25 protein-coding genes are annotated in these 25,113 nt (G+C 69.4%); 15 read left to right on the forward strand and 10 right to left on the reverse strand.

Annotated elements, in window-relative coordinates:
- Positions 1-96 precede the first annotated feature (96 nt).
- The 4 genes from I4J89_RS19210 to tkt all read right to left on the reverse strand — a co-directional run bounded on the left by I4J89_RS19210 (position 97) and on the right by tkt (position 5,965).
- Positions 97-1,080, reverse strand: coding sequence for a glucose-6-phosphate dehydrogenase assembly protein OpcA (locus tag I4J89_RS19210; protein WP_196415361.1), 984 nt, complete (start codon positions 1,078-1,080; stop codon positions 97-99).
- Positions 1,077-2,594: a glucose-6-phosphate dehydrogenase gene (gene zwf, locus I4J89_RS19215; protein ID WP_196415362.1), complete on the reverse strand. Its 1,518-nt coding sequence runs from the start codon at positions 2,592-2,594 to the stop codon at positions 1,077-1,079. The genes I4J89_RS19210 and zwf overlap by 4 nt, the downstream gene beginning before the upstream one ends.
- A gap of 78 nt (positions 2,595-2,672) precedes the next feature.
- Positions 2,673-3,809 (reverse strand): transaldolase, encoded by a 1,137-nt coding sequence (gene tal / locus I4J89_RS19220; protein ID WP_196415363.1) that lies wholly within the window; start codon positions 3,807-3,809, stop codon positions 2,673-2,675.
- 38 nt (positions 3,810-3,847) lie between these two features.
- The gene (gene tkt / locus I4J89_RS19225; RefSeq protein ID WP_196415364.1) at positions 3,848-5,965 is read right to left on the reverse strand and encodes a transketolase; all 2,118 of its coding nucleotides are present in this window, start codon (positions 5,963-5,965) and stop codon (positions 3,848-3,850) included.
- A 264-nt stretch (positions 5,966-6,229) separates the two neighbouring features.
- Between tkt and I4J89_RS19230 the strand changes: the two genes are divergently transcribed.
- From I4J89_RS19230 to I4J89_RS19240, 3 genes are all read left to right on the forward strand, one after another.
- Positions 6,230-7,174, forward strand: coding sequence for a heme o synthase (locus tag I4J89_RS19230; protein WP_196415485.1), 945 nt, complete (start codon positions 6,230-6,232; stop codon positions 7,172-7,174).
- A 199-nt stretch (positions 7,175-7,373) separates the two neighbouring features.
- Positions 7,374-7,667 carry a hypothetical protein gene (locus I4J89_RS19235; protein ID WP_196415365.1) on the forward strand — a complete coding sequence of 98 codons (294 nt, stop codon included), beginning with the start codon at positions 7,374-7,376 and terminating at the stop codon, positions 7,665-7,667.
- Positions 7,667-8,545 (forward strand): ATP-grasp domain-containing protein, encoded by an 879-nt coding sequence (locus I4J89_RS19240; RefSeq protein WP_196415366.1) that lies wholly within the window; start codon positions 7,667-7,669, stop codon positions 8,543-8,545. Before I4J89_RS19235 ends, I4J89_RS19240 begins: the two co-directional genes overlap by 1 nt.
- Positions 8,546-8,806: 261 nt before the next feature.
- On the opposite strand, the gene I4J89_RS19245 is transcribed toward I4J89_RS19240, so the two are convergent.
- The gene (locus I4J89_RS19245; protein ID WP_196415486.1) at positions 8,807-9,733 is read right to left on the reverse strand and encodes a COX15/CtaA family protein; all 927 of its coding nucleotides are present in this window, start codon (positions 9,731-9,733) and stop codon (positions 8,807-8,809) included.
- A 195-nt stretch (positions 9,734-9,928) separates the two neighbouring features.
- Between I4J89_RS19245 and I4J89_RS19250 the strand changes: the two genes are divergently transcribed.
- From I4J89_RS19250 to I4J89_RS19290, 9 genes are all read left to right on the forward strand, one after another.
- Positions 9,929-10,663 (forward strand): helix-turn-helix transcriptional regulator, encoded by a 735-nt coding sequence (locus I4J89_RS19250; RefSeq protein WP_373688141.1) that lies wholly within the window; start codon positions 9,929-9,931, stop codon positions 10,661-10,663.
- Positions 10,656-12,077 (forward strand): Fe-S cluster assembly protein SufB, encoded by a 1,422-nt coding sequence (gene sufB / locus I4J89_RS19255; RefSeq protein ID WP_196415367.1) that lies wholly within the window; start codon positions 10,656-10,658, stop codon positions 12,075-12,077. Before I4J89_RS19250 ends, sufB begins: the two co-directional genes overlap by 8 nt.
- A gap of 45 nt (positions 12,078-12,122) precedes the next feature.
- On the forward strand, positions 12,123-13,250 hold the full coding sequence (gene sufD / locus I4J89_RS19260) for a Fe-S cluster assembly protein SufD (protein WP_196415368.1): 1,128 nt from the start codon (positions 12,123-12,125) through the stop codon (positions 13,248-13,250).
- The gene (locus I4J89_RS19265) at positions 13,250-13,582 is read left to right on the forward strand and encodes a non-heme iron oxygenase ferredoxin subunit (protein ID WP_196415369.1); all 333 of its coding nucleotides are present in this window, start codon (positions 13,250-13,252) and stop codon (positions 13,580-13,582) included. The genes sufD and I4J89_RS19265 overlap by 1 nt, the downstream gene beginning before the upstream one ends.
- Positions 13,579-14,337, forward strand: a complete 759-nt coding sequence (gene sufC, locus I4J89_RS19270) for a Fe-S cluster assembly ATPase SufC (RefSeq protein ID WP_196415370.1) — start codon at positions 13,579-13,581, stop codon at positions 14,335-14,337. Before I4J89_RS19265 ends, sufC begins: the two co-directional genes overlap by 4 nt.
- A gap of 14 nt (positions 14,338-14,351) precedes the next feature.
- A complete protein-coding gene (locus I4J89_RS19275) occupies positions 14,352-15,581 on the forward strand; it encodes a cysteine desulfurase (protein WP_196415371.1) in 1,230 nt (409 codons plus the stop codon).
- Positions 15,581-16,036: a Fe-S cluster assembly sulfur transfer protein SufU gene (gene sufU / locus I4J89_RS19280; protein ID WP_196415372.1), complete on the forward strand. Its 456-nt coding sequence runs from the start codon at positions 15,581-15,583 to the stop codon at positions 16,034-16,036. The genes I4J89_RS19275 and sufU overlap by 1 nt, the downstream gene beginning before the upstream one ends.
- 43 nt (positions 16,037-16,079) lie before the next feature.
- The gene (locus tag I4J89_RS19285; protein WP_230859193.1) at positions 16,080-16,589 is read left to right on the forward strand and encodes a metal-sulfur cluster assembly factor; all 510 of its coding nucleotides are present in this window, start codon (positions 16,080-16,082) and stop codon (positions 16,587-16,589) included.
- Positions 16,590-16,658: 69 nt separating this feature from the next.
- Positions 16,659-17,411 carry a maleylpyruvate isomerase family mycothiol-dependent enzyme gene (locus I4J89_RS19290; RefSeq protein ID WP_196415373.1) on the forward strand — a complete coding sequence of 251 codons (753 nt, stop codon included), beginning with the start codon at positions 16,659-16,661 and terminating at the stop codon, positions 17,409-17,411.
- Positions 17,412-17,581: 170 nt separating this feature from the next.
- Here I4J89_RS19290 and I4J89_RS19295 read toward each other — a convergent pair whose 3' ends face one another.
- On the reverse strand, positions 17,582-18,472 hold the full coding sequence (locus I4J89_RS19295; RefSeq protein WP_196415374.1) for an alpha/beta fold hydrolase: 891 nt from the start codon (positions 18,470-18,472) through the stop codon (positions 17,582-17,584).
- Positions 18,473-18,985: 513 nt separating this feature from the next.
- On the opposite strand from I4J89_RS19295, the gene I4J89_RS19300 reads away from it, so the two are divergent.
- A complete protein-coding gene (locus I4J89_RS19300) occupies positions 18,986-19,717 on the forward strand; it encodes a bleomycin resistance protein (RefSeq protein WP_196415375.1) in 732 nt (243 codons plus the stop codon).
- A gap of 318 nt (positions 19,718-20,035) precedes the next feature.
- Here the strand turns inward: I4J89_RS19300 and I4J89_RS19305 are convergent, their stop codons facing one another.
- Together I4J89_RS19305 and I4J89_RS19310 are read right to left on the reverse strand one after the other, a co-directional pair.
- On the reverse strand, positions 20,036-21,277 hold the full coding sequence (locus I4J89_RS19305) for an MFS transporter (RefSeq protein ID WP_196415376.1): 1,242 nt from the start codon (positions 21,275-21,277) through the stop codon (positions 20,036-20,038).
- 5 nt (positions 21,278-21,282) lie between these two features.
- Positions 21,283-21,972 (reverse strand): histidine phosphatase family protein, encoded by a 690-nt coding sequence (locus tag I4J89_RS19310; protein WP_196415377.1) that lies wholly within the window; start codon positions 21,970-21,972, stop codon positions 21,283-21,285.
- Between the two features lie 227 nt (positions 21,973-22,199).
- Between I4J89_RS19310 and I4J89_RS19315 the strand changes: the two genes are divergently transcribed.
- Positions 22,200-22,799, forward strand: coding sequence for a LysE family transporter (locus I4J89_RS19315; RefSeq protein ID WP_196415378.1), 600 nt, complete (start codon positions 22,200-22,202; stop codon positions 22,797-22,799).
- A 4-nt stretch (positions 22,800-22,803) separates the two neighbouring features.
- Here I4J89_RS19315 and I4J89_RS19320 read toward each other — a convergent pair whose 3' ends face one another.
- The gene (locus I4J89_RS19320) at positions 22,804-23,484 is read right to left on the reverse strand and encodes a DNA alkylation repair protein (protein ID WP_196415379.1); all 681 of its coding nucleotides are present in this window, start codon (positions 23,482-23,484) and stop codon (positions 22,804-22,806) included.
- A gap of 32 nt (positions 23,485-23,516) precedes the next feature.
- On the opposite strand from I4J89_RS19320, the gene I4J89_RS19325 reads away from it, so the two are divergent.
- Positions 23,517-24,152 (forward strand): acVLRF1 family peptidyl-tRNA hydrolase, encoded by a 636-nt coding sequence (locus I4J89_RS19325; RefSeq protein WP_196415380.1) that lies wholly within the window; start codon positions 23,517-23,519, stop codon positions 24,150-24,152.
- Here I4J89_RS19325 and ypfJ read toward each other — a convergent pair.
- A complete protein-coding gene (gene ypfJ, locus I4J89_RS19330; protein ID WP_196415381.1) occupies positions 24,149-25,048 on the reverse strand; it encodes a KPN_02809 family neutral zinc metallopeptidase in 900 nt (299 codons plus the stop codon). The genes I4J89_RS19325 and ypfJ overlap by 4 nt on opposite strands.
- Positions 25,049-25,113: the final 65 nt, after the last annotated feature.

The following is a 25,113-nucleotide window of genomic DNA, read 5'->3' on the forward strand; positions in this document are numbered from 1 at the left end:
CACCCCCCCCCCCCCCGGCCCCCCCCACAGCGTTCACTCCGAAGGACGGGCCCGCCCGCCGCGGTGCGGCGGGCGGACCTGTAGGTATTTCTGTTGTCAGGCGGGCGAACCGGCGATCGCGGCGAGCGTCGGGTCCTTCCAGACGTGGACCCGCATCGGGTTCCGCTGGTCCAGGCCGCCCACCCCGGCCATGGCGCCGAGCGCGTCCGCGTAGATCTGGTCGGCGTCCAGCCGGCGCAGCTCCTCGGCGAGCTCGTCACCGACCGGCCGCTTCGGCAACGGCATGTACCGATCCTCCTGGCCGGTACGGCTGAACAGCGCCGTGCCCTCCTCGCGGGTGACCCGGACACAGTCGCCGTTCTCGCACTGCAACTCCACCGAGTGCATCCGGGGAGCCCGGTCGGTGTGCTCCAGTACCGGCTCGATGCCGAGGCGGGACTTGAGCCAGCCCAGCATCAGCCAGGCGGTGGGGTCCTTCTCCGGCGCCACGATCCGGGCGCCGGTGACCCGGGCATCGGCGGAGTCGAACGCGCCGGCCACCAGGGTGCGCCAGAGCGTGATCCGGGTCCAGGTCAGGTCGGTGTCGCCGGGGGCGTAGTCGACCGCCCGCTGGCGCAGCGCGGCCACCGGGTCCGGCGACTGGGCGGAGTCGGTGATCCGCCGGTCGGCGACGACACCGAGGAAGTCGTTGGCGATCATGTCCGGCGGTTCCTCGTGCCACCACGTCACCACCGGAACGTCCGGCGCGAGCAGCGGCATCACCACCGACTCGGCGTGCAGGGCGAGCCGCCCGTACATCCGCATCACGACCGCCTCGGCCGGGCCGAGACGCCCGCCCACGACGATCTCCGCGTCCAGCCGGCTGCGGCCGTCCAGATCGGAGCGGACCACGATCAGCAGCCGGCAGGGGTGCGCGGCCGCGGCGATGGTGGCCGCCGCCTCGGCCTCGCGTACCTTCTTCTCCTCGACGATGGAGACGAGTGTCAGTGCCAGGCCGGAGGCCACGCCGCCGGCGCTGCGCCGCTCGGCCGCCAGGGCCTTGACTACCTCGTTGCCGGTGGTGTCCCAAAGACCGATCATGCCCGCCTCCAAGCGCGACCCTCGCGTGCCAGCAACTCGTCGGAAGCCCGCGGGCCCCACTCACCGGCCCGGTACGGCTCCGGTGTGGTGCCCGCCCAGGCGGCTTCGAGGGGGTCGATGACCCGCCACGACTGCTCCACCTCGGCCGCGTCCGGGAACAGCGTCCGGTCGCCGATCAGGACGTCCAGGACCAGCCGCTCGTACGCCTCCGGGCTGGACTCGGTGAACGCCTCGCCGTACTGGAAGTCCATCGCGATGTCGCGGACCTCCATCGAGGTGCCGGGCACCTTCGACCCGAATTTCAGCACCACGCCCTCGTCCGGCTGCACCCGGATGACCAGCTGGTTGTTGCCCAGCATCTCCACGTCGGCCGGGTCGAACGGCAGGTGCGGTGCCTGCTTGAAGAGGATCGCGATCTCGGTGACCCGGCGCGGCATCCGCTTGCCCACCCGCACGTAGAACGGCACACCCGCCCACCTGCGGTTCTGGATGCCGAGGCGGACCGCCGCGTAGGTCTCGGTCCGGGAGTCCGGCGGAATGTTCGCCTCCTCCAGGTAGCCCGGAGCGCGCTCGCCGGCCACCCAGCCGGGGAGGTATTGCCCGCGGACGGAACCGGTGGCGATGTCCGCCGGGAGGCTGATCGCCTTGAGGACCTTGAGCTTCTCCGCGCGTACCTCCTGCGGGTCGAAGCTCGTCGGCTCCTCCATGCCGACCAGCGCGAGCAGCTGAAGCAGGTGATTCTGCAGCACGTCGCGTGCGGCGCCGGAGGCGTCGTAGAACGCCGCCCGGGTGCCGATGCCGACGTCCTCGGCCATGGTGATCTGGACGCTGTCCACGTACTTCGAGTTCCACACCGGCTCGAACAGGCTGTTCGCGAAGCGAAGCGCCATGATGTTCTGAACCGTCTCCTTGCCGAGGTAGTGGTCGATCCGGAAGACGTCCTGCGGAATGAACACGTCGTCGACGAGCTCGTTGAGCTGCACAGCGCTCTGGTAGTCGTGACCGAACGGCTTCTCCACCACCACCCGGCGCCAGCCACCGGACTTGGCGCTGTCCGCCATCCCGGTGCGGTTCAGCTGGTTGAGCACCAGCGGGAACGCAGCCGGCGGGATGGAGAAGTAGAAGGCGGCGTTACCCGTGATGCCGTTGCGCTCCTTCAGCTCGTCCAGGGTGGCCGCCAGATTGTCGAAGGCGGCGTCGTCGTCGAACGAACCGGGAATGAAGTGGAACTGGCTGTTGAGACGTTGCCAGACGTCCTCCCGCCACGGGGTGCGGGCGCCCTTCTTGGCGGCGGCGTACGCCAGCGACTCGAAGTCGCCGTCGCCCCAGTCCGGGCGGGCGAAGCCGACAACCACGAAACCGGGCGGCAGCAGACCACGGTTGGCCAAGTCGTACACGGCCGGGATGAGCTTCTTTCGGGACAGGTCACCGGTGACCCCGAAAATCACCAGAGCGCAGGGCTCCGGGATCCGCGGAAGCCGTCGGTCCTGTGCGGTACGCAGCGGATTACCCACGGTGCCATCCTGCCAGTTTTTCGAGGGAAGAACGGCCTGTCGCGGTAGACCCCGCGACAGGCCGCAGATGGCGCTACGTCACGCGGCGTCGCTCGGGTGCTCCGAGCCGGACGCGGCTGCCTTGAGCGACTTGCCGACGCCCTCCAGCAGCTCGTTCCAGCTCGCCTCGAACTTGTCGACGCCCTCTTCCTCGAGGACCTTGACGACGTCGTCGAAGTCGACACCGATCGCCGCGAGGTCGGCGAAGACCTTCTTGGCGTGGTCGTAGTTGCCGGTGATCGTGTCGCTCTTGGTGGTGCCGTGGTCCTCGAACGCGAAGATCACCGACTCCGGCATGGTGTTCACCGTGCCGGGCGCGATCAGCTCCTCGACGTAGATCGTGTCGGGGAAGTCCGGGTTCTTCGTGGACGTGGACGCCCAGAGCGGCCGCTGCGGGTGCGCACCGGCGTCCTTCAGGGCCGTCCACCGGTCACCGGAGAAGACCTCCTCGTACGCCTCGTACGCCAGCCGGGCGTTGGCGATGGCTGCCTTGCCCTTGAGCGCCTTCGCCTCGTCCGAACCGATCTTGTCGAGCCGCTTGTCCACCTCGCTGTCCACGCGGGAGACGAAGAACGACGCGACCGAGCCGATCTTGGACAGGTCGTGGCCGTTCGCCTTCGCCTGCTCCAGGCCGGCCAGGAACGCCTCCATGACCGCCCGGTAGCGCTCGAGCGAGAAGATCAGCGTGACGTTGACGCTGATGCCCTCGGCGAGGGTGCTGGTGATGGCGGGCAGGCCGGCCAGCGTCGCCGGGATCTTGATGAACAGGTTCGGCCGGTCGACCAGCCACCAGAGGGTCTTCGCCTCGGCGACGGTGGACTCGGTCTCGTGCGCCTTGCGCGGGTCGACCTCGATGGAGACCCGGCCGTCGACGCCGGCGGAGCGGTCGTACTCCGGCCGCTCGACGTCGCACGCCCAGCGGACGTCCCTGGCGGTCATCAGGCGTACGGCCTCCTCGACCGTCACCTTCTGCGCGGCCAGGTCACGCAGCTGCGCGTCGTACGCGTCCGCGTCCGAGAGCGCCTTCTGGAAGATGCTCGGGTTCGTGGTCACACCGACCACGTGCTGCTCGCGGCGCATCTTGTCCAGCGATCCGCTGGTCAGACGTACCCGGGAGAGGTCGTCGAGCCATACCGCGACGCCCGCGGCGGACAGCTCGGCCAGCCTGTCGGTCATTTCCCTCAACTCCTGAATGAATGTCGCAGAAATAGAAGTCAGTTACCGGTCTTGTGGCCGGTGATCGCGCCGACCCTGGCGAGGGAGGCGTTGGCCTTCGCGACGACGTTGTCAGCGGTGAAGCCGAACTGCTCGAAGAGGATCTTGGCGGGGGCGCTGGCGCCGTAGTGCTCGATGCTCACGGCCTCGCCGGCGTCGCCGATGATGCGGTCCCAGCTCATCCGGATGCCGGCCTCGACGCTGACCCGGGCCTTGACGCCGTTCGGCAGCACCTGCTGCTGGTACGCCGTGTCCTGCTGGAAGAACCACTCCTGGCAGGGCATGGACACGACGCGGGTCGGGGTGCCCTGAGCCTCCAGGCGCTCCTGGGCGGTCAAGGCGATCGACACCTCGGAACCACTCGCGACCAGGATGACCTTGGGGGTGCCGGTGGACGACTCGGAGAGGATGTAGCCGCCCTTGAGGGTGCCCTCGGCCGACGCGTACTTCGAACGGTCGATGGTGGGCAGGTTCTGCCGGGACAGCGCCAGAGCGGTCGGCCGGTCGTTGTGCTCCAGGGCGCCGCGCCAGGCGTACACGGTCTCGTTGGCGTCGGCCGGGCGGACCACGTCGAGGCCGACGATGGCGCGCAGCGCGGTGAGCGTCTCGATCGGCTGGTGCGTCGGGCCGTCCTCGCCGAGGCCGATCGAGTCGTGCGTCCACACGTAGATGACCGGCGCCTTCATCAGCGCGGAGAGCCGGACGGCGCCGCGCATGTAGTCGCTGAAGACCAGGAACGTGCCGCCGTACGGGCGGGTGCGGCCGTGCACCGTGATGCCGTTGAGGATCGAGCCCATGCCGTGCTCGCGGATGCCGAAGTGCAGCGTGCGGCCGTACTCGTGACCGGGGAACTCCTTGGTCGCGTACTCGGCCGGGATGAAGGACGGCTCGCCCTTCATGGTGGTGTTGTTGCTCTCCGCCAGGTCGGCGGAGCCACCCCACAGCTCGGGCAGCACCGGCGCGAGCGCCTCCAGGACCTTGCCGGACGCGGCGCGGGTGGCCAGGCCCTTCTCATCGGCCGGGAACTCGGGCAGCGCGGCGTGCCAGCCGTTCGGCAGGGTACGGGTGTCGAGCCGGTCGAGCAGCGCCTTGCCCTCCGGGTTGCCGGCGGCCCAGGCGTCGAAACCCTTCTGCCACTCGGCGCGGACGGCCTTGCCGCGCTCCACGACCTGCTGCGCGTGCTTGAGGACCTCGTCCTCGATGGCGAACGGCTCGTCGGCGAAGCCGAGGATCTCCTTGGTGGCGGTGATCTCGGCGGCGCCCAGCGCGGAACCGTGGATCTTGCCGGTGTTCTGCTTCTTCGGTGCCGGCCAGCCGATGATCGTCTTGAGCACGATGAACGACGGCTTGTCGGTCACCGCCTTGGCGGCCTGGATCGCGTTCCAGAGCGCCTCGACGTCCTCGTTGTAGGTGCCGTCGTCACCGCGCCAGTTCACCGTCTGGACGTGCCAGCCGTACGCCTCGTAGCGCGCGCCGACGTCCTCGTTCTTGGCGATCCGGGTGTCGTCCTCGATGGAGATCTCGTTGTCGTCGTAGATCAGCACGAGGTTGCCGAGCTTCTGCACCGCGGCGATGGCGCTCGACTCGTGGCTGACGCCCTCCTCGATGTCGCCGTCCGAGGCCATCGCGTAGACGTAGTGGTCGAACGGCGACTCACCGGGTGCGGCGTCCGGGTCGAACAGACCGCGCTCGCGGCGGCCGGCCATCGCCATGCCGACCGCGTTACCCACGCCCTGGCCCAGCGGGCCGGTGGTGACCTCGACGCCCGGCGTGTGGCCGTACTCCGGGTGACCCGGGGTCAGCGAGTCCCATTGCCGCAATGACTTCAGGTCATCGAGGGACAGGCTGTAACCATTGAGGAACAACTGAATGTAGAGGGTGAGGCTGGAGTGACCACAGGACAGTACGAAGCGGTCGCGTCCCGCCCACTCCGGATCCGTCGGGTCGTGCCGCATTACGCGGTTGAACAGCAGGTAGGCGGCCGGGGCCAGGCTCATGGCCGTACCGGGGTGGCCGTTGCCGGCCTTCTCCACGGCGTCCATGGCCAGCACCCGGGTCGTGTCCACCGCCTTGCGGTCGAGGTCGGACCAATTGAGAGCGGGATCTGTGGCAGCCACGTCGGTTGTGCTCCTCGGGCAAAATAATGGAACCCTTTTCGGCTTGACCCTATCCAGTCGGGTTAAACACGTGCGCAGTGAACGCCCTAGGCACATACGCTGTGAGCGGACACGGCGGTTCAAGACGTGTGACCGCCTGCACCTGAACCGGGTGCCCCGAGCAGCGGAGACGGCTGCGCGTAGGCTGTCCGGGCGGGCCGCCGGGTAGATCCCTGGCTACGGCCGCGAGTCAGAGCCGATGCCGGAAGGTGGCTGTCCGTGAGCATGATCACCGAGCGTCCCGTCCCCGGACGGCCGCCCGGCGTGGCGGAGCGTGCGCCACGTGTCGAAAATCGCCGCGACCGGGCCGCCGTGTTCCGGGCGTACCTGGCGTTGACCAAGCCGGCGATCGTCGAGCTCCTCCTGGTCACCACCGTCCCGACGATGATCCTGGCGGCCGGTGGCTGGCCGGACCCGGTGACGTTCTTCGTGGTCCTGGTCGGCGGTGCGCTGGCCGGCGGCGCGGCGAGCGCGCTGAACTGCTACATCGACCGCGACATCGATCAGCTGATGCGCCGGACGAAGCGGCGGCCGCTGCCGGCGCACGAGATCACGCCGCGGGCCGTGCTGATCTTCGGTCTCACCCTGTCGGTGGTCTCGGTCGTCCTGATGGGCGCGTTCACGAACTGGCTGGCGACCGCGCTCACCGCCGCGTCGATCTTCTACTACGACGTCGTCTACACGATGTGGTTGAAGCGGCGGACCCCGGCGAACACCTTCTGGGGCGGCGTCTGCGGCGCGGCTCCGGTGATCATCGGCTGGGCGGCGGTCACCGGCACCATCGCCCCGATGGGGTGGGCGCTTTTTGCGGTTGTCTTCTTTTGGCAGATGCCGCACTTCTACGCGCTCGCTGTGAAGTACAAGGACGACTATGCGCGGGCCGGCATTCCGATGCTCCCGGTAGTGCGGTCGATGGACCGGGTGAACTTCGAGATCCTCGTCTACACCGTGCTCACCGTGATCGCCTCACTGGCGGCCTGGCCGCTCGGCCTCGGCCCGATCTACGGCGTCACGGCGATCGTGATGGGCGCGGTCTTCCTCGGCGAGGCGATCCGGTTGGTCTATCGCGCCAAGGTGGGTTCGCCGGTCAAGCCGATGCGGCTGTTCCACCTGTCGATCACATACCTCACCGTCGTCTTCATGGCGATCGCGGTCGACGCTCTGCTCTGAGGTGTCGCACAGGATGCCCGGATTGCGACGGGTGTCAGTTACTGTCCGTCACCCGTTGGCTTGATTCCCGAGGCGGGCGCAATTCGGACCTAATCGGCGTATAGCAATGCGCCACACTTTGAAACCCGCAGGTAATTGGAGTCACAAAAAGGTAGCGGGAGCCCCCGCGCGGCGGGGCTGACTGCTTAGGCTTCGCTCCATGGCAGAAGGTTCCGTTACGACACTGACCTCCGAGATCAAGTCTTTCGCGGCCGAGCACGGTGGCGCGAAGGCGGTGGTCGAGTACGTCGGTAAGCGCGGCGCCCGCATCGTCCTCGTCGGCGAGGACGGCGAGTGGTCCGACCAGTTCGCCCAGGACACCAACCAGGCCCGCACGGCCTGTCAGCACGCCGGTGTCGAGGTGGAGAACGAGTGGGAGCGCGAGCTTCTCGAGCAGATGCGGCCCAGCAATGACCTGTGGCGTTCGATGGCGCGCCGGAGCATGGCCCGCTAGTGAGTCACGACTTCCGGGTGGCCCTGGTCACCTGTGCCAACTTTCCCGACCTCTGGGATGACGATCACCCGTTGCGAGACGCGCTGCGCGAGCGCGGGGTGATCGTCGACGCGGTCCGCTGGGACGACGCGAGCGCGGACTGGTCTCGCTACGACCTGACGGTTCTTCGCTCGCCGTGGGACTACGTGGCCCGGCGCGACGCTTTCGTCGAGTGGGCGCGCGGCGTACCCCGCCTGGCCAACCCGGGCGACATCGTCGCCTGGAACACCGACAAGCGATACCTGAGCGACCTCGCCGCGGCCGGCATCCCGATCATCCCGACTGAGTTCGTCGCTCCCGGCGAGGCATGGACCGCGCCCGCCGAGGGCGAGTGGGTGGTCAAGCCGACGATCAGCGCGGGCAGCCAGGACACCGGCCGCTACGCGCTGCCCGCCCAGCGCGCCCTGGCGGAGGCCCACGTCGAGCGCCTCACCGCCGGCGGGCGTACCGCGATGATCCAGCCGTACCTCGCGGCGGTCGACACCTCCGGCGAGACCGCGGTCCTCTGCACCCCTGACGCGACCGGCGAGCTGACGTTCAGCCACGCCATCCGCAAGGGCGCGATGCTCAACGCTCCGGGCCAGGGCGCCAAGGACCCGGGCGCCGAGACCATCACCACCCGCACCCCGGCACCCGCCGAACTGGAACTCGCCGAACGGGTACTGGCGACGATCCCAGGCGGCGCGAAGCGCCTGCTCTACGCCCGCGTCGACATGATCCCCGGCCCGGACGGCTCACCCATGCTGATCGAACTCGAGCTGACCGAGCCGTCGCTCTTCCTGCGTACCGCCCCGGGAGCCGCCGGCCGCCTGGCCGACGCCATCCTCAACCGCCTCTGACGCACTGACGCATCCCGACAGCGGGCCGCCGGCACTCAGCCGGCGGCCCGCTGCCGTTCGGCACAGGTGGATGGCTGATGGCGCGGAGTGCCCGACGTTGCCACGTGCATGGGCCCGGCGGCCGCGCTGCGGCCGCGAGTGGCTGCCGGCCGCGCGGAGGTGGCGGGAGGTGTGGTCCGGCGGTACGGCGTGGCGCGTACCGATGACGGTGTTGCCTTTGCCGGTCAAGAAGCGTGCGGCGAGTGCTCAGGTCTCGCCGTGCTAGGCGTTGATCGGCTCGTTGAGCGGGCGCGAGGTGCCGGAGGGTGCGCGGCCGGGCTTGGCCGGGACTTCGGGGCGCTTGCGGAGCGACCAGAGCACCGCGAGGGTCGACGTCCAGACCAGGCCGGAGCCGAGCATGTGCGCGGCCACCAGGATCACCGGCAGGTGGGTGAAGTACTGGACGAAACCGATCAGGCCCTGGCTGAGTTCGACGGCGATCAGGACGGCGGCGGCGCGGACGGCCGTGGCGGGCGCGCCGGCCGCGCGCAGGGCGAACCAGAGCGCGACGCTGAGTCCGACCAGCAGGAAGACCAGGTCGGCGTGGACCTGCGAGACGGTGGCCGGGTCCAGGCCGTTGCGCTTGGCGCCCTGGTCGCCGGCGTGCGGGCCGCTGCCGGTGACGACCACGCCGGCGGCGATGACCGCGAAGCTGGCCGCGACGGTGATCCAGGTCAGCTGGCGCAGCGGGACGGGTACCAGCAGGACCGGCTCGCCGTCGCCCTCGTCGACCCGGCGCCAGAGCGCGAAGCAGGCCGCGATCAGCCCGATGGAGAGGATGAAGTGCAGGCCCACCACCCACGGGTTGAGGTTGGTGAGCACGGTGATGCCACCGACCACGCCCTGGCCGGGGACGCCGAGCGCGACCAGGACCGAGAGCCGGATCAGCGAGCGGCGGCGCCGGTTCAGGGCGCCGAGGAAGCAGGCCACGGCCAGGCCGACCAGCACCCAGGTGAGCATCCGGTTGCCGAACTCGATCACGCCGTGGACGCCCATCTCGGGCGTGGTCGTGTACGAGTCCTGGGTGCACTTCGGCCAGGTGGGGCAGCCGAGACCGGAGTTGGTGAGCCGGACGGCGGCGCCGGTGACGATCAGCGACACGTTGGCGACCAGCGAGGCCAGCGCCAGCGGGCGCAGGGCCGACCCCATGCGCCCGGCGAGGCGGGTACTGCCGAGGCGCCACAGCAAAGCGGACACCGGGCTCAGCCGGCGCGGCTGGGAGGACTTCACCCGCTGCATCGTACGCTCGTACTGGATCTTGGTTTTCCCAGCTCCGTCGACCGGTGTGATGGATCACCGGGGATCGGTTTGCAGGCACCTGCCGAAATACGTAACGTTGGCGTTGTGAAAAACGAGGTGCTGATCCAGACCGGTGTGGTGGCGTCCGCCACCGCGTCGGACGGTCGCACCCGTGACCGGGTCGCCCAGCTGCTCCTGATGCGCGGCGCCACCACGGCCGCCGAGCTCGGAGCCGAGCTGGGGCTGAGCCCGGCCGCGATCCGCAAGCACCTCGACGCGATGCTCGCCGAGAATCTCGTCGAGACGCGCGAGCTGCGCAGTGACAAGCCGCGTGGCCGGGGCCGCCCGGCCAAGGCCTTCGTGCTCACCGCCGCGGGCCGCGAAGATCTTGACAACAACCCGCACCACTACGACGGCATCGCCACCGCGGCGCTCCGCTGGATCGTCGAGCAGCACGGGCCGGAGGCGCTGAGCGCCTTCGCCGCCTCCCAGGTTCGGGCCCTCGAGCAGCGGCTGGAGGCCGCGGTCGTGTCGGCCGGACCGGATCCGATGACACGGGCGGAGGCGCTCGCCGAGGCGCTGACCGCGGAAGGCTACGCTGCCAACGCGACCACGATCGCGTCCGGCGGGCAGCTGTGCCAACATCACTGCCCGGTGGCGCACGTGGCTGCCGAGTTTCCTCAGCTGTGCGACGCCGAGACCGAAGTCATCTCCCGGCTCATCGGCACCCACGTGCAGCGCCTCGCCACCATCGCGCACGGCGACGGGGTGTGCACCACGCACATCCCAGCCCCGCAGTGTGTACCCGCCGCAATCACGGTAAGGACAGATAATGACTGACCAGATCGTCACTCAGGAAGAGCACCTTGCCGCGCTCGGCAGGTACGAGTACGGCTGGGCCGACAACGACACCGCGGGCGCGACCGCCCAGCGGGGCCTGTCCGAGGCCGTGGTGCGCAACATCTCCGGGCTGAAGAGCGAGCCGCAGTGGATGCTCGACCTTCGGCTCAAGGGCCTGCGCCTGTTCGACCGCAAGCCCATGCCGAACTGGGGCGCCGACCTCACCGGCATCGACTTCCAGAACATCAAGTACTTCGTGCGCTCCACCGAGAAGCAGGCCGCTTCCTGGGAGGACCTGCCCGAGGACATCAAGGCGACGTACGACAAGCTCGGCATCCCGGAGGCGGAGAAGCAGCGCCTCGTCGCGGGTGTCGCCGCGCAGTACGAGTCCGAGGTCGTCTACCACGCGATCCGTGAGGACCTCGAGCAGCAGGGCGTGCTGTTCCTCGACACCGACACCGCGCTGAAGGAGCACGAGGAGCTCTTCAAGGAGTACTTCGGCACCGTCATCCCGGTCGGCGACAACAAGTTCGCCGCGCTGAACACCAGCGTGTGGTCCGGCGGCTCGTTCATCTACGTGCCGAAGGGCGTGCACGTGGACATCCCGCTGCAGGCCTACTTCCGGATCAACACGGAGAACATGGGCCAGTTCGAGCGGACCCTGATCATCGCCGACGAGGGCAGCTACGTGCACTACGTCGAGGGCTGCACCGCGCCGATCTACTCGTCCGACTCGCTGCACTCCGCGGTCGTCGAGATCGTCGTGAAGAAGAACGCCCGGGTGCGTTACACGACCATCCAGAACTGGTCGAACAACGTCTACAACCTGGTCACCAAGCGCGCCACCTGCGAAGAGGGCGCGACCATGGAGTGGGTCGACGGCAACATCGGCTCCAAGGTGACGATGAAGTACCCGGCGGTCTACATGACCGGCGCGCACGCCAAGGGTGAGGTGCTCTCGATCGCCATGGCCGGCGAGGGTCAGCACCAGGACTCCGGCGCCAAGATGGTGCACGCGGCTCCGCACACCTCCTCGACGATCATCTCGAAGTCGATCGCCCGGGGTGGCGGCCGGACCTCGTACCGGGGCCTGGTTCAGGTTCTGGAGGGGTCGTCGAGCTCGAAGAGCACGGTCAAGTGCGACGCGCTCCTGGTCGACACGATTTCCCGGTCGGACACGTACCCGTACGTCGACATCCGCGAGGACGACGTGAACATGGGTCACGAGGCGACCGTCTCCAAGGTCAGCGAGGACCAGCTCTTCTACCTGATGAGCCGGGGCCTGACCGAGGACGAGGCGATGGCGATGATCGTGCGTGGCTTCATCGAGCCGATCGCCAAGGAGCTCCCGATGGAGTACGCGCTGGAGCTGAACCGCCTGATCGAGCTGCAGATGGAGGGCGCGGTCGGCTGACCGCCCCCTCTGGTTCTTGATCGACTTCTTTAGAGCTAGGAAGAGATGACTACCGAGGCCATCGCCCCGCCGAGCACCAAGTCGCAGGTGCTGCGCTCCTTCGACGTCGCCGACTTCCCGGCCCTGAACGGGCTGGAGGAGGAGTGGCGCTTCACCCCGCTCAAGCGGCTGGGTGACCTGGTCAAGTCCACCTTGCTGACCGGCGCGGCGCCGTCGGTCGAGTACGGCGACCTGCCGGCCGGCGTGACGGTTTCCTCCGCCTCCTCGGTGGAGGACGTGCTCACGCCGTTCGACCGGATCAGCGCGCTGGCCTACGGCTCGGCCGCCGGAGTCACCCTCATCGAGGTGGCGGCCGAGGCCGAGCCGGCCGAGGCCGCCGTGATCCGGCTGGTCGGCAAGGGCGGCGACGCCGCGGCGGCGCGCACCTTCGTGAAGGTCGGCAACTTCGCCAAGGCGACGATCATCCTGGAGCAGAGCGGTTCGGTCACCCTCGCCGACAACATCGAGGTCGTGCTCGGCGACAGCGCTCAGCTGACGTTCGTCACGCTCGCCGAGTGGGACCGCGACGCGGTCCAGGCGCAGCACGTCAAGTTCCGGGTCGGCAAGGACGCCCGGGTCCAGCACCTGCAGGTCACTCTCGGCGGCGACCTGGTCCGGCAGTTCACCAGCGTGGAGTACGCGGGACGCGGCGGCGACGCCGAGCTCTGGGGTCTGTACTTCGCCGACTCCGGCCAGCACCACGAGCACCGCCAGCTGGTCGATCACAGCGCGCCGGACTGCCGCAGCTACGTCGGCTACCGCGGCGCGCTGCAGGGCGCGTCGGCGCACACCGTCTGGGTCGGCGACGTGCTGATCCGGGCCACGGCGACCGGCACCGACACGTACGAGATCAACCGGAACCTGATCCTCACCGACGGGGCGCGCGCCGACTCGGTGCCGAACCTGGAGATCGAGACCGGCGAGGTGGCCGGTGCCGGCCACGCCAGCGCGACTGGCCGTTTCGACGACGAGCAGCTGTTCTACCTGATGGCACGCGGCATCCCCGAGTCCGAGGCCCGCAAGCTCGTGGTCCGTGGCTTCTTCGCCGAGCTGATCAACAAGATCCCGGTCGAGGAACTGCGCGAACGGCTCGGCGAATTGATCGAATCCCGGCTGGTCGAGGCGGGCCAGTAGTGGACTTCGAGTACGTCGGTCCGCTGACGGACGTGGCCAAAGGCACCGCGCTCCAGGTGGAGATCGACGGGGTCGAGGTCGCAGTCGTGCACGCTGACGACGACAACTTCTACGCGGTGCGTGACGAGTGCAGTCACGCCTCCGTGGCCCTGTCCGAGGGCGAGGTGGACGGGTGCACGCTGGAGTGCTGGCTGCACGGGTCCCGCTTCGACCTGCGTACTGGTGAGCCTTCCGGACCGCCCGCCATCGAGCCGGTGGCGACCTTCGCTGTCGAGATCCGCGACGGCGACATCTACGTTTCGACGACACCGAGTAATGGAGTAGAGCCGTGAGCACCCTGGAGATCCGCGACCTGCAGGTTTCGGTGAAGCTGCCCGAGGGCGAGCTGAAGCCGATCCTGTCCGGTGTCGACCTGACCGTGAAGGCCGGCGAGACCCACGCCATCATGGGTCCGAACGGCTCCGGCAAGTCGACCCTGGCCTACTCGATCGCCGGCCACCCGAAGTACGAGATCACCGGTGGCTCGGTGACCCTCGACGGCGTCGACGTGCACGAGCTGACCGTCGACGAGCGCGCCCGGGCCGGCCTCTTCCTGGCCATGCAGTACCCGGTCGAGGTGCCCGGCGTCTCGGTGGCGAACTTCCTGCGTACCGCGAAGACCGCGATCGACGGTGAGGCGCCGAAGCTGCGTACCTGGGCCGGCGAGCTGCGCGGCGCCATGGAGAAGCTGCAGATGGACCCGGCGTTCGCGCAGCGCAACGTCAACGAGGGCTTCTCCGGCGGTGAGAAGAAGCGGCACGAGATCATGCAGCTCGAGCTGCTCAAGCCGAAGATCGCGATTCTCGACGAGACCGACTCCGGCCTCGACATCGACGCCCTGCGGGTCGTCAGCGAGGGCGTCAACCGGGTCCGCGCGACCGGGACGACCGGTTTCCTGCTGATCACCCACTACACGCGGATCCTGCGCTACATCAAGCCGGACTTCGTGCACGTCTTCGTCGGTGGCAAGATCGTCCAGGAGGGTGGCCCGGAGCTCGCCGAGCAGCTCGAGGCCGAGGGCTACGAGAAGTTCCTGACCCGCGCCTGACCTAAGGATTGATCGTGAGCTTCGACGTCGCACGGGTGCGCAAGGACTTCCCGATCTTCGATCGGGAGGTCAACGGCTACCCGCTGGTCTACCTGGACAGTGCCAACACCTCGCAGAAGCCGGTTCAGGTGCTCGACGTCATGCGCGCGCACCAGGAGCGATACAACGGCAACGTGTCCCGCTCGGTGCACACGCTCGGGACCGAGTCGACCGAGGCGTACGAGGGTGCGCGGGCCCGCATCGCGTCCTTCATCGGCGCGGCGAGCCCGGACGAGGTGGTGTTCACCAAGAACTCCACCGAGGCGATCAACCTGGTCGCCCACTCGGCCGGGCAGATGCTCCGCCTCGGGCCGGGGGACGAGATCGTGATCTCCGAAATGGAGCATCACTCGAACATCGTCCCCTGGCAGCTCCTCTGCGAGCGGACCGGCGCCACGCTGCGCTGGTTCGGCATCACCGATGAGGGTCGCCTCGACGAGTCCCAGCTGGACTCGTTGATCACTTCGCGGACCAAGATCGTTTCGGTCGTGCACATGTCCAACGTGCTCGGGACGATCAACGACGTGTCCCGGATCTCGGCCCGGGCGCGCGAGGTCGGCGCGTTGCTGATGCTCGACTGCTCGCAGTCGGTGCCGCACCTGCCGATGGACGTCCGGTCGCTCGGCGCCGACCTGATCGCCTTCACCGGGCACAAGATGCTCGGCCCGACCGGCATCGGCGTGCTCTGGGGTCGTTTCGACCTGCTCGCGCAGCTGCCGCCGTTCCTGGGCGGCGGCTCGATGATCGAGACGGTCACGATGACCGGGACGACCTACGCCGCGCCTCCGGCGCGGTTCGAGGCCGGCACTCCGCCGATCACCGAGGCCATCGGTCTCGGCGCGGCCGTCGATTACCTGACCGGGCTGGGCATGGAGGCGATCCACCAGCACGAGCAGGACATCACGCGGTACGCGCTGGAGCAGCTCACCGCTGTCCCGGGCGTACGGATCTACGGGCCTGCGTCGGTCGAGGGACGGGGCGGCACCGTGTCGTTCGGCGTGGACGGGGTACATCCGCACGACGTGGGACAGGTGCTCGATGCGCTCGGTGTCGAGGTGCGGGTCGGCCACCACTGTGCGCGGCCGGTCTGCTCCCGGTTCGGCGTGCCGGCGATGACCCGCGCGTCGTTCTACCTTTACACGACCACGGACGAGATCGATGCCTTGGCGCGTGGTCTCGACCAGGTGCGGAAGGTCTTCGGCTGATGATGCTCGACGGTCTTTACCAGGAGATCATTCTCGATCACTACAAGAATCCGCACGGGCGTGGTCTTCGGGATCCCTTCGACGGGGAAGCGCACCACGTCAACCCGACGTGTGGTGACGAGATCACCGTACGGGTCACATCTGATTTGACCGATATTTCGTATGATGGCCTTGGTTGTTCGATCAGCCAGGCGTCCGCGTCCGTGCTGCACGAACTGGTGCAGGGCAAGGACCCGGCGGCGGCCGCGGAGATCCACCACGCGTTCGTGGAGCTGATGCAGAGCCGTGGCCAGATCGAGCCGGACGAGGAAGTGCTCGGCGACGGCATCGCCTTCGCCGGGGTGGCGAAGTTCCCGGCCCGCGTCAAGTGCGCGCTGCTGCCGTGGATGGCATTCAAGGACGCGGCCGCGCGTGCTGGTGTGGATGTGGGCGCGAGCCCTGAGGTGAAGGCGTGACCGCCTGTACCCAGCGACAGGGCATGCCGAAGGAGGGCACTGTATGACCGACAAGACTGATGAGGTCAAGACCGTGGCGACCGCTCCGGCTGTGGCTCCGGCCGCGGGTTCGGAGGACGAGGTGCCGTCGTGGCTCGCGGCCGAGCGGGCCGAAGCCGCCGAGGCGGGAGAGCCGGTCGAGGCGCCGGACGTGAGCGTCTCCGCCGCGGCTGACGCGCCGGCGGTGAAGAAGGCGTCGACCGCCGACGTCGAGGAGGCGATGAAGGACGTCGTCGACCCCGAGCTCGGCATCAACGTGGTCGACCTGGGCTTGGTCTACGGGACCCACGTGGACGACGACAACGTGGTCACCCTCGACATGACGCTGACGTCGGCGGCCTGCCCGCTGACCGACGTGATCGAGGACCAGACCCGGCAGGCGCTCACCACCGGACCCGGCGGTGGGCTGGTCCAGGACTTCCGGATCAACTGGGTGTGGCTCCCGCCGTGGGGTCCGGACAAGATCACCGACGAGGGGCGCGACCAACTGCGGGCCCTCGGCTTCAACGTCTGAGGTACGCCGAGAGGGCGGTGCGCGATGAGCGTGCCGCCCTTTGTCGTACCCCGGTGGTAGAAACCGGGGATGACTGCGATCCCGCCGTTCCCGGAGCTGCTGTCCCTGATCGTGGGCCGGTCGGCCGCCCTGCGCGACGCCGCCGCGGCCGGCGACCTGACGGCGCGTGTGCCAGGCTGCCCCGACTGGTCGGTCCATGACCTGGTCGCCCATCTCGGTGCCGTCCAGCGGTTTTGGGCCGTGACCGTGGCGCTTGGCGACGACTCCGGGCCACCCTCGGCGGAGCAGCGCGGCGATCGGGAGCCGCACGGTGACCTCCTGGAGTGGTTCGAGGAGTCCACCCGCGCCATGGTGACCGCCTTGCGCGCCGCCGGGCCGGAGGCGCCGAGCTGGGCCTGGTGGGGCACGTCCGGGGCGCCGCTGACCGCTGGGGCGGTGGCCCGGCACCAGGTGCAGGAAGCGGCCGTGCACGCCTATGACGCGCAGGACGCCCTGGGCAAACCGGAGCCGCTGCCGGCCGCCGTCGCCGTCGACGGGGTGGCCGAGTTCCTGTCCGTCGGCCTCGGCTCCCTGGGCGCCTGGCCGCACCGCCCGGCCCGCGTGCAGTTCCAGGCCATCGAGGGCCCGTCCTGGACGCTCGACCTCTCCCCGGCCGGCGCAACCGCCGACCCGGCGGCGAGCGGCGAGCCGGTCACCCGCATCCAGGGGACGGCGAGTGATCTCGTGCTGGCGCTGTATCGGCGGATCCCGCTGGAGGACGTCCGGGTTGACGGAGATCGTTCGGTCGCCGAGCAGCTCCGGGAGTGGAGCAAGGCGGACTGATTCAGCTGAGGCCGGCGGTGCGGTGTCGCTGGGGAGGTGGCCGGCTGGGCTGGGCCGGGGTGCTGGTGGGGAGGCGGCGAGCCGGGCTGGGCCGAGGAACGGCGCCGGTGGGAGGTGGCGATTTGGCTCAGGCCGGGGCACGGTGCCGGTGTGGGAGGCGGCGAGCCGGGTTAGGCCGGGGGCACGGTTTCCGTTAGGAAGGTGACGAGCAGGGGGTTCGTCCGGTCCGGGCTTTCCAGGTTGGGCAGGTGTCCCGCCCAGTCCAGGTGCAGATGCCGGGCGTGGGGCAGCTCGCCGGCAAGATGGACGGCGATCTCCTGGAAGTCCGGCAGATCGTGCGCACCGGAGACGATCAGCGCCGGCGCGGTGATCGAGCTGAGGTCGGGTCCGCTGTTGGGCTTCGCCTCGTCTTCAGCTTCGTCCTTCGCCCCGTCGTCCGCCTTGCCGGTCCCGCCGGCAACTTCTGCCTCACCGGCGCTGCGTCGCGCCTCGTCGCCGGCTGCTTCCCCGGCTTCCTCAGACGGGCTCTGGCCACCCTCTTCGGCAGCGAGCTGCACCTCGAAGGCGTGGCGCTGCATCATGCGGACCTTCGCACGGGTCGCGTCGTCCGCTTCCGGGCCCAGCCAGAGATCGACGTTGAGATCGGTGGCGCCGGCGACATCGCCGGCCTCCAACAGCGCGTCCTCCTGCTCGCCGAACTTGCGCAGCTCGGCGCTCGGCTCGTGCCCCCGCAGAGCGGTGCAGAGCAGCAGGAGCGCATCCACCCGGCCCGGCCACCGCGCGGCGAACTCGAGCGCCGCCCGGCCACCACCGGACGCCCCGACCACGGCGGCGTGCTCGATCCGGAGATCATCGAGCAGGCCGGCGACGTCGTGCGCGTCGTCATGCGGCCCGTCGGGCATCGGCGAGTCGCCATAACCGCGTAGGTCGCATCGCACGACCCGGTATCCAGCCGCGGTCAGGGCGGGTATCTGCGGATCCCACATCCTGCGGTCGCCGACGGTCGAATGCAGCAGAAGCACGGCCGGCCCGGAGCCGGTCACATCATGAGCGAGAGTCATCCCGGCGACCGTAGACACCTTCGGCCGGTTTGCGCATCCAGTTTTCCCGGATCCACCGACGAGTCCGGCGCGATTGCTGCCTGGCGCGCGGGTAGCTCGGCACGGTTGGCGATGGTCAGTCCGGTATGTGCAGCGCGATGCCGTGCTCGGCACGTTGGTTGTGTTGTGCGATGCCGTGCTCGGCACCTTGGCTGTCCGGCACGGTCAGCCCGCCTTGCCCGGCGCGTTGTTGTCCGGCACGGTCGCTGCCTGGCGCGCTGGCTGTCCGGCGCGATCGCAGCCGGCGCGATTGATGTGTCGGGCCGGCGCGATAGCCGGGTGGGTGGGCGACCGGCTGCGTGGGCCCGGCGGTCGCGGTGGGGCCGGGAGTGGGCAGCCGATCGCGCGGTGGTTCGGGGACGGGCCGAATCGGCGGTGCGGCCGTAACGCGTACCGAAAAGGGTTGGCCCAGCTCAAGGCCCTGATGTGCCAATCCATGGGCGCTGATCGCTGGGACCTGGGTGAATGGACGGCATGGCCGACGAGATTGCTATACCGCTACTGCCGTGCGCTTCCATCGATGTGATTGCCGATTTCTATGAGGCTCTCGGTTTCCGGATCGTCTATCGCCAGACCCGGCCGAATCCGTATGTCGGGCTCCAGCGGGAGGATTTGCAGTTGCACTTTTTCGGCATGCCGGAGTTCGAGCCGGAGAACTCCTACGGGACGTGCGCGGTGCTCGTGCCGGATATCAAGGCGCTGTATCGGGCGTTCGCGGATGGGCTGCGGGTTCGCTACGGCCGGGTCCCGCTGTCGGGGATCCCTCGGATGACGCGGCCGCGGGCGCGGAAGAACAACGAGGGCGTGACCGGTTTCAGCGTGATCGACCCGGGTGGGAACTGGATTCGGATCAGTGCGTTGCCTTCGGCCGAGGCTTCGCCTCCGGTTGAGGCGCCGAAGGCGGCCGGGCGGCTGGCGTCCACGATGGAGAACGCGGTGGTGCTGGCTGATTCGCACGGCGACCATCGGCAGGCGGCCCGGATTCTGGACTCCGCGCTGCGCAAGGTGGATGCCGGCGAGGATCCGGTCGTGGTGGTCGAGGCGCTGGCGTATCGGGCTGAGCTCGCGGTGACGCTGGAAGATCCGGAGGCGGCCCGGGCGGCACTGGCCCGGGTGGACGAGACGGAACTCACCGTGGAGCAGCGGGAACGGGCGGCGGAGGCATTGGCGAACGCGGCCGAGCTGCGGGCCGGGCTGCCGGGCTAGATGTGCCTTCGCGGTCAGGACTTGTCCGGCCCAACGTGGGTGCTGTCTGACGGCCGTCGAGACAGCACTGAGCGTGGGTCAAGCAATTCCGGCCCAACGTGGGTGTTGTCTGGCGGCCGTTGAGACAGCATTGAGCTTGGGCCAAGCAAGATCACCGCTTGGGACCCTGACTACGGAAGCCCTCTAGCTGGGCCTGCTTTCTGCTGGCCGCGTTGCGGGGATGCCGGGCTGGGCGAGCCCGGCATCCCTTGCCCTTCTGCTGGTCGCACTGCGGGCTGACGGGCTCAGGGGCTTGTTCTTTTGCGGTCGCGCTGCTGGCTAGGCGGGCACTACGGCCTTGGTTTTCTGCCGGTCGAGGGCCTGCCAGGCCGGGAAGAGGAAAGGCGCGACCGTGACCGCCAGGTATCCGATCGCGGCCAGCAGGGCCGCCGTGTGCAGGCCGAGCTGGTCGGTTGCCCAGCCGCCGAAGACGCTGCCGAAGGGGATGCCGGCCCAGGAGACGGCGATCAGGACGCTCATCACCCGGCCGTGCATGTGTACCGGGATGCGCCGGTAGACCGCGGCCAGCAGGATCGGGTTGACCGTGGACATCAACGCCCCGGCGATGACCGCGGTGGCCAGCATGATCCAGACGCGGTCGGTGAGGGCCAGCGCGAGCAGCTGGGCTGGGCCGCCCAGGAAGAAACAGATGCCGAAGGTACGGCGGCGGGGCAGGCGTGGGGCCAGGACCGTGTAAAGGATGTTTCCGGCGACCGCGCCGAGGCCGAAGGCGGTGCCGACCACTCCGAGGGCGGCGGGGCCGTGCGCGCCATCGCGGACCCAGACCGGTACGAACACGGTCGCGAACGCCTGGTCGAACATGTTCGTCATGAACAGCATCGACATGATGCCGAGGATCAGCCGGTCCTCGCGTACGTAGCGGAAGCCGTTGCGGAGTGCGGCCGCGTACCCGGGTTCCTCGTCCTGTTGGGCCGCGACGTCGGCCGAGCCGATCCGGACCAGCCCGCCCAGCAGCAACGCGCAGACACCGAACGAGGCGGCGTCGAAGAGCAGCACGATCGCCGGGCCGTGCGCCGCGATCAGCGCCCCGGCCAGCGGTAGGCCGATCAGGGTGGAGGCACGGGAGATGCCGTCGTAGAGCGTGGTGCCGCGTTCGGTGGAGAGGCCGGAGGCCGCGATGGTGCGGGGCAGCAGGGCGCGCTTGGCCGCGTCGCCGAAGCCGCGCAGGGCTCCGGCCAGGGCGATCAGCGCCAGCAGCACGCTGAGCGACACGTTCTCGGAGTACGCGAGCACGGGGATGCCGGCCACCGCGAGCACGCTCGCCGCGTCCGCGGCCACGGCGGTGGGGCGCGGGCCGACCCGGTCGACGATCGGGCCGCCGATCAGGCCGGCCAGGACGTACGGGAGCATCTCGGCGAATCCGGCCAGGCCGGCGAGCAGCGCCGAGTCGGTGCTGGTGAGCACCAGCCAGGGGAGCGCCACGAAGGTGATCCGGCTGCCGAGCATCGAGATGGCCTCGGCGGTGAGGAGAACGGCCAGCTGGCGGTGGGGGGCGGCCATCGGGGTCAGGCCGGCGGTAGGTGATCGATGACGTTGTAGCGGTCCAGGACGAGAGTTCCGGACGAGCCGTCGAAGCGGGTGATCGACGCGTTGCGTACGCTGCCCGCCTCGGCCTCCACTGCGAGCACCTCCTCCCAGGAGAGCTGCTCGATCACCGCGCGCATCATCAGCACCACCGCGTCGTGCGCGACCACGACCACCCGCCGGTCGGCGTGGTCGCGGTTCAGGTCGTCCAGAAAGGACTTGAGGCGTACGGCGATGTCGGCGAAGGACTCGCCGCCCGGGGGTGCGTAGTCGTACTCGCCGGCGGCCGCCCGCCGTGCCGCCTCGTCGGGGAAGCGCGCCTCGACCGCGGCCCGGGTCAGCAGCTCCAGGTCACCCATGAGCCGGTCCACGAGCCGGTCGTCGGTACGCGGCTCGGGCAGCTCCAATCCCGACGACGCGGCCGCGATCCGCCACGTCTCGCGTGCCCGCAGGTACGGCGAGGTGATTACCACTTGTGGACGGTGCGGCTCTGGAAGCGCGGCGAGCCAAGCGCCGAGAGCCCTCGCCTGCTCCTCGCCGGTCTCGGTGAGCGGCACCTCCGCATCCCGTCCACTGACCTCTGCTTCCAGGAGATTCTCCGCATCCGCCGCGGGGAACGCGACGTTCGCCAGGCTCTGCCCGTGCCGGACCAGAATCAGTTCAGCGACCATGATCGGACCCTACGAGACCGGACGCCGCCGGTCACGCTTCGGGGTCGTCATGGAGCACGATGTGATCAATTCCGGGCGGAATATTGAGTGGCCGCCGGAAGAGTGCGGCGCCATGATGGCCGGGTGACCAAGCTGAAGCCGTATCTCGCCGTCTCTGTCGCTGTGGCCGATCGGGCCGCGCGACAGCAGGCGCGCGCCGGCGGAACGGCGGTCACGCAGCAGCTGTCATGAGCGCGCCGTTCCTGGCCGGTGTGGTCGCCGGCTACGGCATCGCTGTGCCCGTGGGCGCCATCGCCGTGTTGATCGCGGGTCTCAGTGCCCGCACGTCGCTGCGGGTCGGTGCGGCAGCGGGTCTGGGCGCTGCGACCGCTGACGGCCTATACGCGCTGGTCGCGGTCGCCGGGGGAGCGGCGGTGGCGGGCGCGATCGCGCCGATCGCCGGTCCGTTGCGCTGGGTGGGCGCGTTCGTCCTGCTGGGTCTGGCCGCGTGGACGGCCTGGGGCGCGGTACGCAGCACCGGTGTGACCGAGCGGTCCGAACGGCCGACCACGCCGTTGCGGGCCTACCTCGGGGTCCTCGGGTTGACGCTGCTCAACCCGGCCACCGTCATCTACTTCGCCGCGCTGGTGCTCGGCAACGGCGGAGCCGGGGGCGGGGTGTGGTTCGTGGCCGGGGCGTTCCTGGCGTCGGCGAGCTGGCAATTGCTGATCGCTGGTGGCGGGTCGCTGATCGGACGGGTGCTCACCGGCGGGCGTGGCCGCCTGATCACGGCACTGGTGTCCAGCGCGGTGATCGCTTTCCTGGCCGTCCGCTTGCTGATCGGCTGAGGCGTTACAGATGCTTGGCGGCCTCCCGGACGGAGAGCGCCGACAACCGCCCACCGTGCTCGGCAAGAAACGCCCGGACAGCCGCAGGATCGGTCCGCGCGTACTGCCGCAGGGCCCAGCCGATCGCCTTTCGCACGAAGAAGTCGCGGTGGCCGGCCTGGGCGACGCAGTAGCCGAACAACCGGTCCGTGTCGGTTTCCGCCCCATAGTTCAGCTGGTGCAGGATCGCGGTCCGCACCAGCCACATATCGTCCTCTCCTGACCACTCGTCCATCCGGGCGACCAGGGCCGGGTGCCGTGACACCAGGCCGCCGACGACCCGGGTGGCGAGTGGGTCCACAGTGTCCCACCAGGACTTCGTGGTGATCAGCTCGGCCAGGGTGGTCAGGAACTCCGGCCCTGGAACGCCACCGTGCCTGATCAGGTAGTCGCAGGCGAAGTGCTGGAACTCCCGCTCGTCGCGGGCCCAGCAGGCCAGCGCGATCTCGCGCAGGTCGGTCTCGGCAGGTTTGGGGAGGCCGGCCAGGGCGGTGCGGGCCAGCGATCGCCGCATCGGCGCGGTGAGGCCGAGGAAGGGAAACTGATCTCGCATGTACGCCGCCGCGCCCACCGCCCGCACCGGATCACGGCCCGACTCGAAGGCGTCGGTGAGGCGCTCCATCAGGATCCCGGCAAGGTCGCTCATGAGGCGGATCCTGCCACCGTAGTCTGACAAGAATGGGCGAACGAGCAGCCGCCGGCGGCGGGAAATGGGTGGATGTCCCGCCGGAGCGGCTGGCCCGCTGGCTGGAGAACTTCGCGACGCGTCATGGGGCGTACACCGAAGAGGGGTTGACCTTGATCGCCGCGGACGGCGCGTCCGCGACGCTCCAGCCGCCGCCCGGTGCCGGCCCGGCCACGACGGTGGCCGAGCTGATCAGCGAGGCGCGGGCGCCGCGCCGGCTCGGCCTGCTGCTGGCGCGCAAGGGCGCGGTCGCCGTCGGCGTCGCCGACGGCCCGGAGCTGATCGCGTCCAAGGTGGACACGCACTACGTGCAGGGCCGGACCGCGGCGGGTGGCTGGTCGCAGCAGCGCTTCGCGCGCCGCCGGGACAACCAGGCCAAGGCAGCCGCCGCGGACGGCGCCGGCATAGTGGGGCGCATTCTCCTTCCGGAGGTACGCGTAATCGCCGCTCTCGTGACCGGCGGGGACCGCACGGCCGTCGACGCCATCCTCGCGGCTCCTCAGCTGGCGCCGCTGGCCGCGCTGCGTACCGGAAGGTTGCTGGACGTGCCCGAGCCGCGGCACGCGGTGCTGGTCACCGCGGTGGCCGCGGCCCGTGCGGTCCCGATCCTGATCCGCGAGCCGGCCTAGCTGACCGCGCCCGCCTTGAAGGTGTCGCACTGCTTCGGGTCGCCGGACTCGTAGCCGACCCGGAACCACTGCTGCCGCTGTGCGGACGTGCCGTGGGTGAACTGCTCCGGGTTGACCTTGCCGCCGCCGCGCTGCTGGAGCGTGTCGTCACCGATCTGGCCGGCTGCCTGGATGCCTTCCTGGATGTCCTGTTCGGTGAGGCTCGTGAAGATCTTGTCGCCGTCCGCGTCGGTGGTGTTCGCCGCGGCGTTGGCCCACGCGCCGGCGTAGCAGTCGGCCTGGAGCTCCAGCTTCACCGACTCCTGGTTGGCCGAGTCCGGGTCGCGCTGCTGCCGGCGGCGCATCTCCGCCTCGGTGCCGAGCACGTCCTGCACGTGGTGGCCGTACTCGTGGGCGAGCACGTACGGCTGGGCGAACTCACCCGACGCGCCGAGCTGCTTCGCCAGCACCTGGTAGAAGGAGAGGTCGATGTACACCGCGTCGTCGGCGGGGCAGTAGAACGGACCGACGCCCGAGTCGGCGGAACCGCAGGCGGTGTTCACGCCGCCTTCGAAGATGTTCGTGTCGGCCGGCTGGTACTGCTCGCCGAAGGACTTCGGCAGCTCGTCGCGCCAGTAGGCCTGGATCGAGTTGACGTAGAGCGTGTTGCGGCACTCCAGGTGCTGCAGAGCGTTGGGCTGCTCACACTCCGCCAGCGCGGAGCTGGGCGCGCTGTTCTCCCCGCCGCCGCCCATGGTGTTGATCCCGAAATAGCCGCCGACCAGTGCGACCACCAGGGTCACGACCAGCCCGGCCAGGCCACCGCCGCCGATGGGCAGCCCTCCGATGCCGCCGCCCGAGCCCCGGCGGTCGTTGACCTGACTGGTGTCGATATCGGCGCGTTCGTTCAATTCCATGTCGTCCTGCCTTCGCCACGGTTGCCGGGCGATTACCCGTTGATCTTTTGAACGAACCCTCCTGA

It is taken from the genome of Actinoplanes aureus, assembly GCF_015704865.1.
GTDB classification, from domain to species: domain Bacteria; phylum Actinomycetota; class Actinomycetes; order Mycobacteriales; family Micromonosporaceae; genus Actinoplanes; species Actinoplanes aureus.

What these genes read in the sequence shown, in the direction of transcription:
- I4J89_RS19210 (WP_196415361.1), bottom strand. Translation starts at nt 1,080, where the DNA reads ATGATCGGTCTTTGGGACACCACCGGCAACGAGGTAGTCAAGGCCCTG.
- tal (WP_196415363.1), bottom strand. Translation starts at nt 3,809, where the DNA reads ATGACCGACAGGCTGGCCGAGCTGTCCGCCGCGGGCGTCGCGGTATGG.
- I4J89_RS19230 (WP_196415485.1), top strand. Translation starts at nt 6,230, where the DNA reads ATGATCACCGAGCGTCCCGTCCCCGGACGGCCGCCCGGCGTGGCGGAG.
- I4J89_RS19235 (WP_196415365.1), top strand. Translation starts at nt 7,374, where the DNA reads ATGGCAGAAGGTTCCGTTACGACACTGACCTCCGAGATCAAGTCTTTC.
- I4J89_RS19245 (WP_196415486.1), bottom strand. Translation starts at nt 9,733, where the DNA reads ATGGGGTCGGCCCTGCGCCCGCTGGCGCTGGCCTCGCTGGTCGCCAAC.
- sufB (WP_196415367.1), top strand. Translation starts at nt 10,656, where the DNA reads ATGACTGACCAGATCGTCACTCAGGAAGAGCACCTTGCCGCGCTCGGC.
- sufD (WP_196415368.1), top strand. Translation starts at nt 12,123, where the DNA reads ATGACTACCGAGGCCATCGCCCCGCCGAGCACCAAGTCGCAGGTGCTG.
- sufU (WP_196415372.1), top strand. Translation starts at nt 15,581, where the DNA reads ATGATGCTCGACGGTCTTTACCAGGAGATCATTCTCGATCACTACAAG.
- I4J89_RS19285 (WP_230859193.1), top strand. Translation starts at nt 16,080, where the DNA reads ATGACCGACAAGACTGATGAGGTCAAGACCGTGGCGACCGCTCCGGCT.
- I4J89_RS19290 (WP_196415373.1), top strand. Translation starts at nt 16,659, where the DNA reads ATGACTGCGATCCCGCCGTTCCCGGAGCTGCTGTCCCTGATCGTGGGC.
- I4J89_RS19295 (WP_196415374.1), bottom strand. Translation starts at nt 18,472, where the DNA reads ATGACTCTCGCTCATGATGTGACCGGCTCCGGGCCGGCCGTGCTTCTG.
- I4J89_RS19300 (WP_196415375.1), top strand. Translation starts at nt 18,986, where the DNA reads ATGGCCGACGAGATTGCTATACCGCTACTGCCGTGCGCTTCCATCGAT.
- I4J89_RS19305 (WP_196415376.1), bottom strand. Translation starts at nt 21,277, where the DNA reads ATGGCCGCCCCCCACCGCCAGCTGGCCGTTCTCCTCACCGCCGAGGCC.
- I4J89_RS19310 (WP_196415377.1), bottom strand. Translation starts at nt 21,972, where the DNA reads ATGGTCGCTGAACTGATTCTGGTCCGGCACGGGCAGAGCCTGGCGAAC.
- I4J89_RS19315 (WP_196415378.1), top strand. Translation starts at nt 22,200, where the DNA reads ATGAGCGCGCCGTTCCTGGCCGGTGTGGTCGCCGGCTACGGCATCGCT.
- I4J89_RS19320 (WP_196415379.1), bottom strand. Translation starts at nt 23,484, where the DNA reads ATGAGCGACCTTGCCGGGATCCTGATGGAGCGCCTCACCGACGCCTTC.
- I4J89_RS19325 (WP_196415380.1), top strand. Translation starts at nt 23,517, where the DNA reads ATGGGCGAACGAGCAGCCGCCGGCGGCGGGAAATGGGTGGATGTCCCG.
- ypfJ (WP_196415381.1), bottom strand. Translation starts at nt 25,048, where the DNA reads ATGGAATTGAACGAACGCGCCGATATCGACACCAGTCAGGTCAACGAC.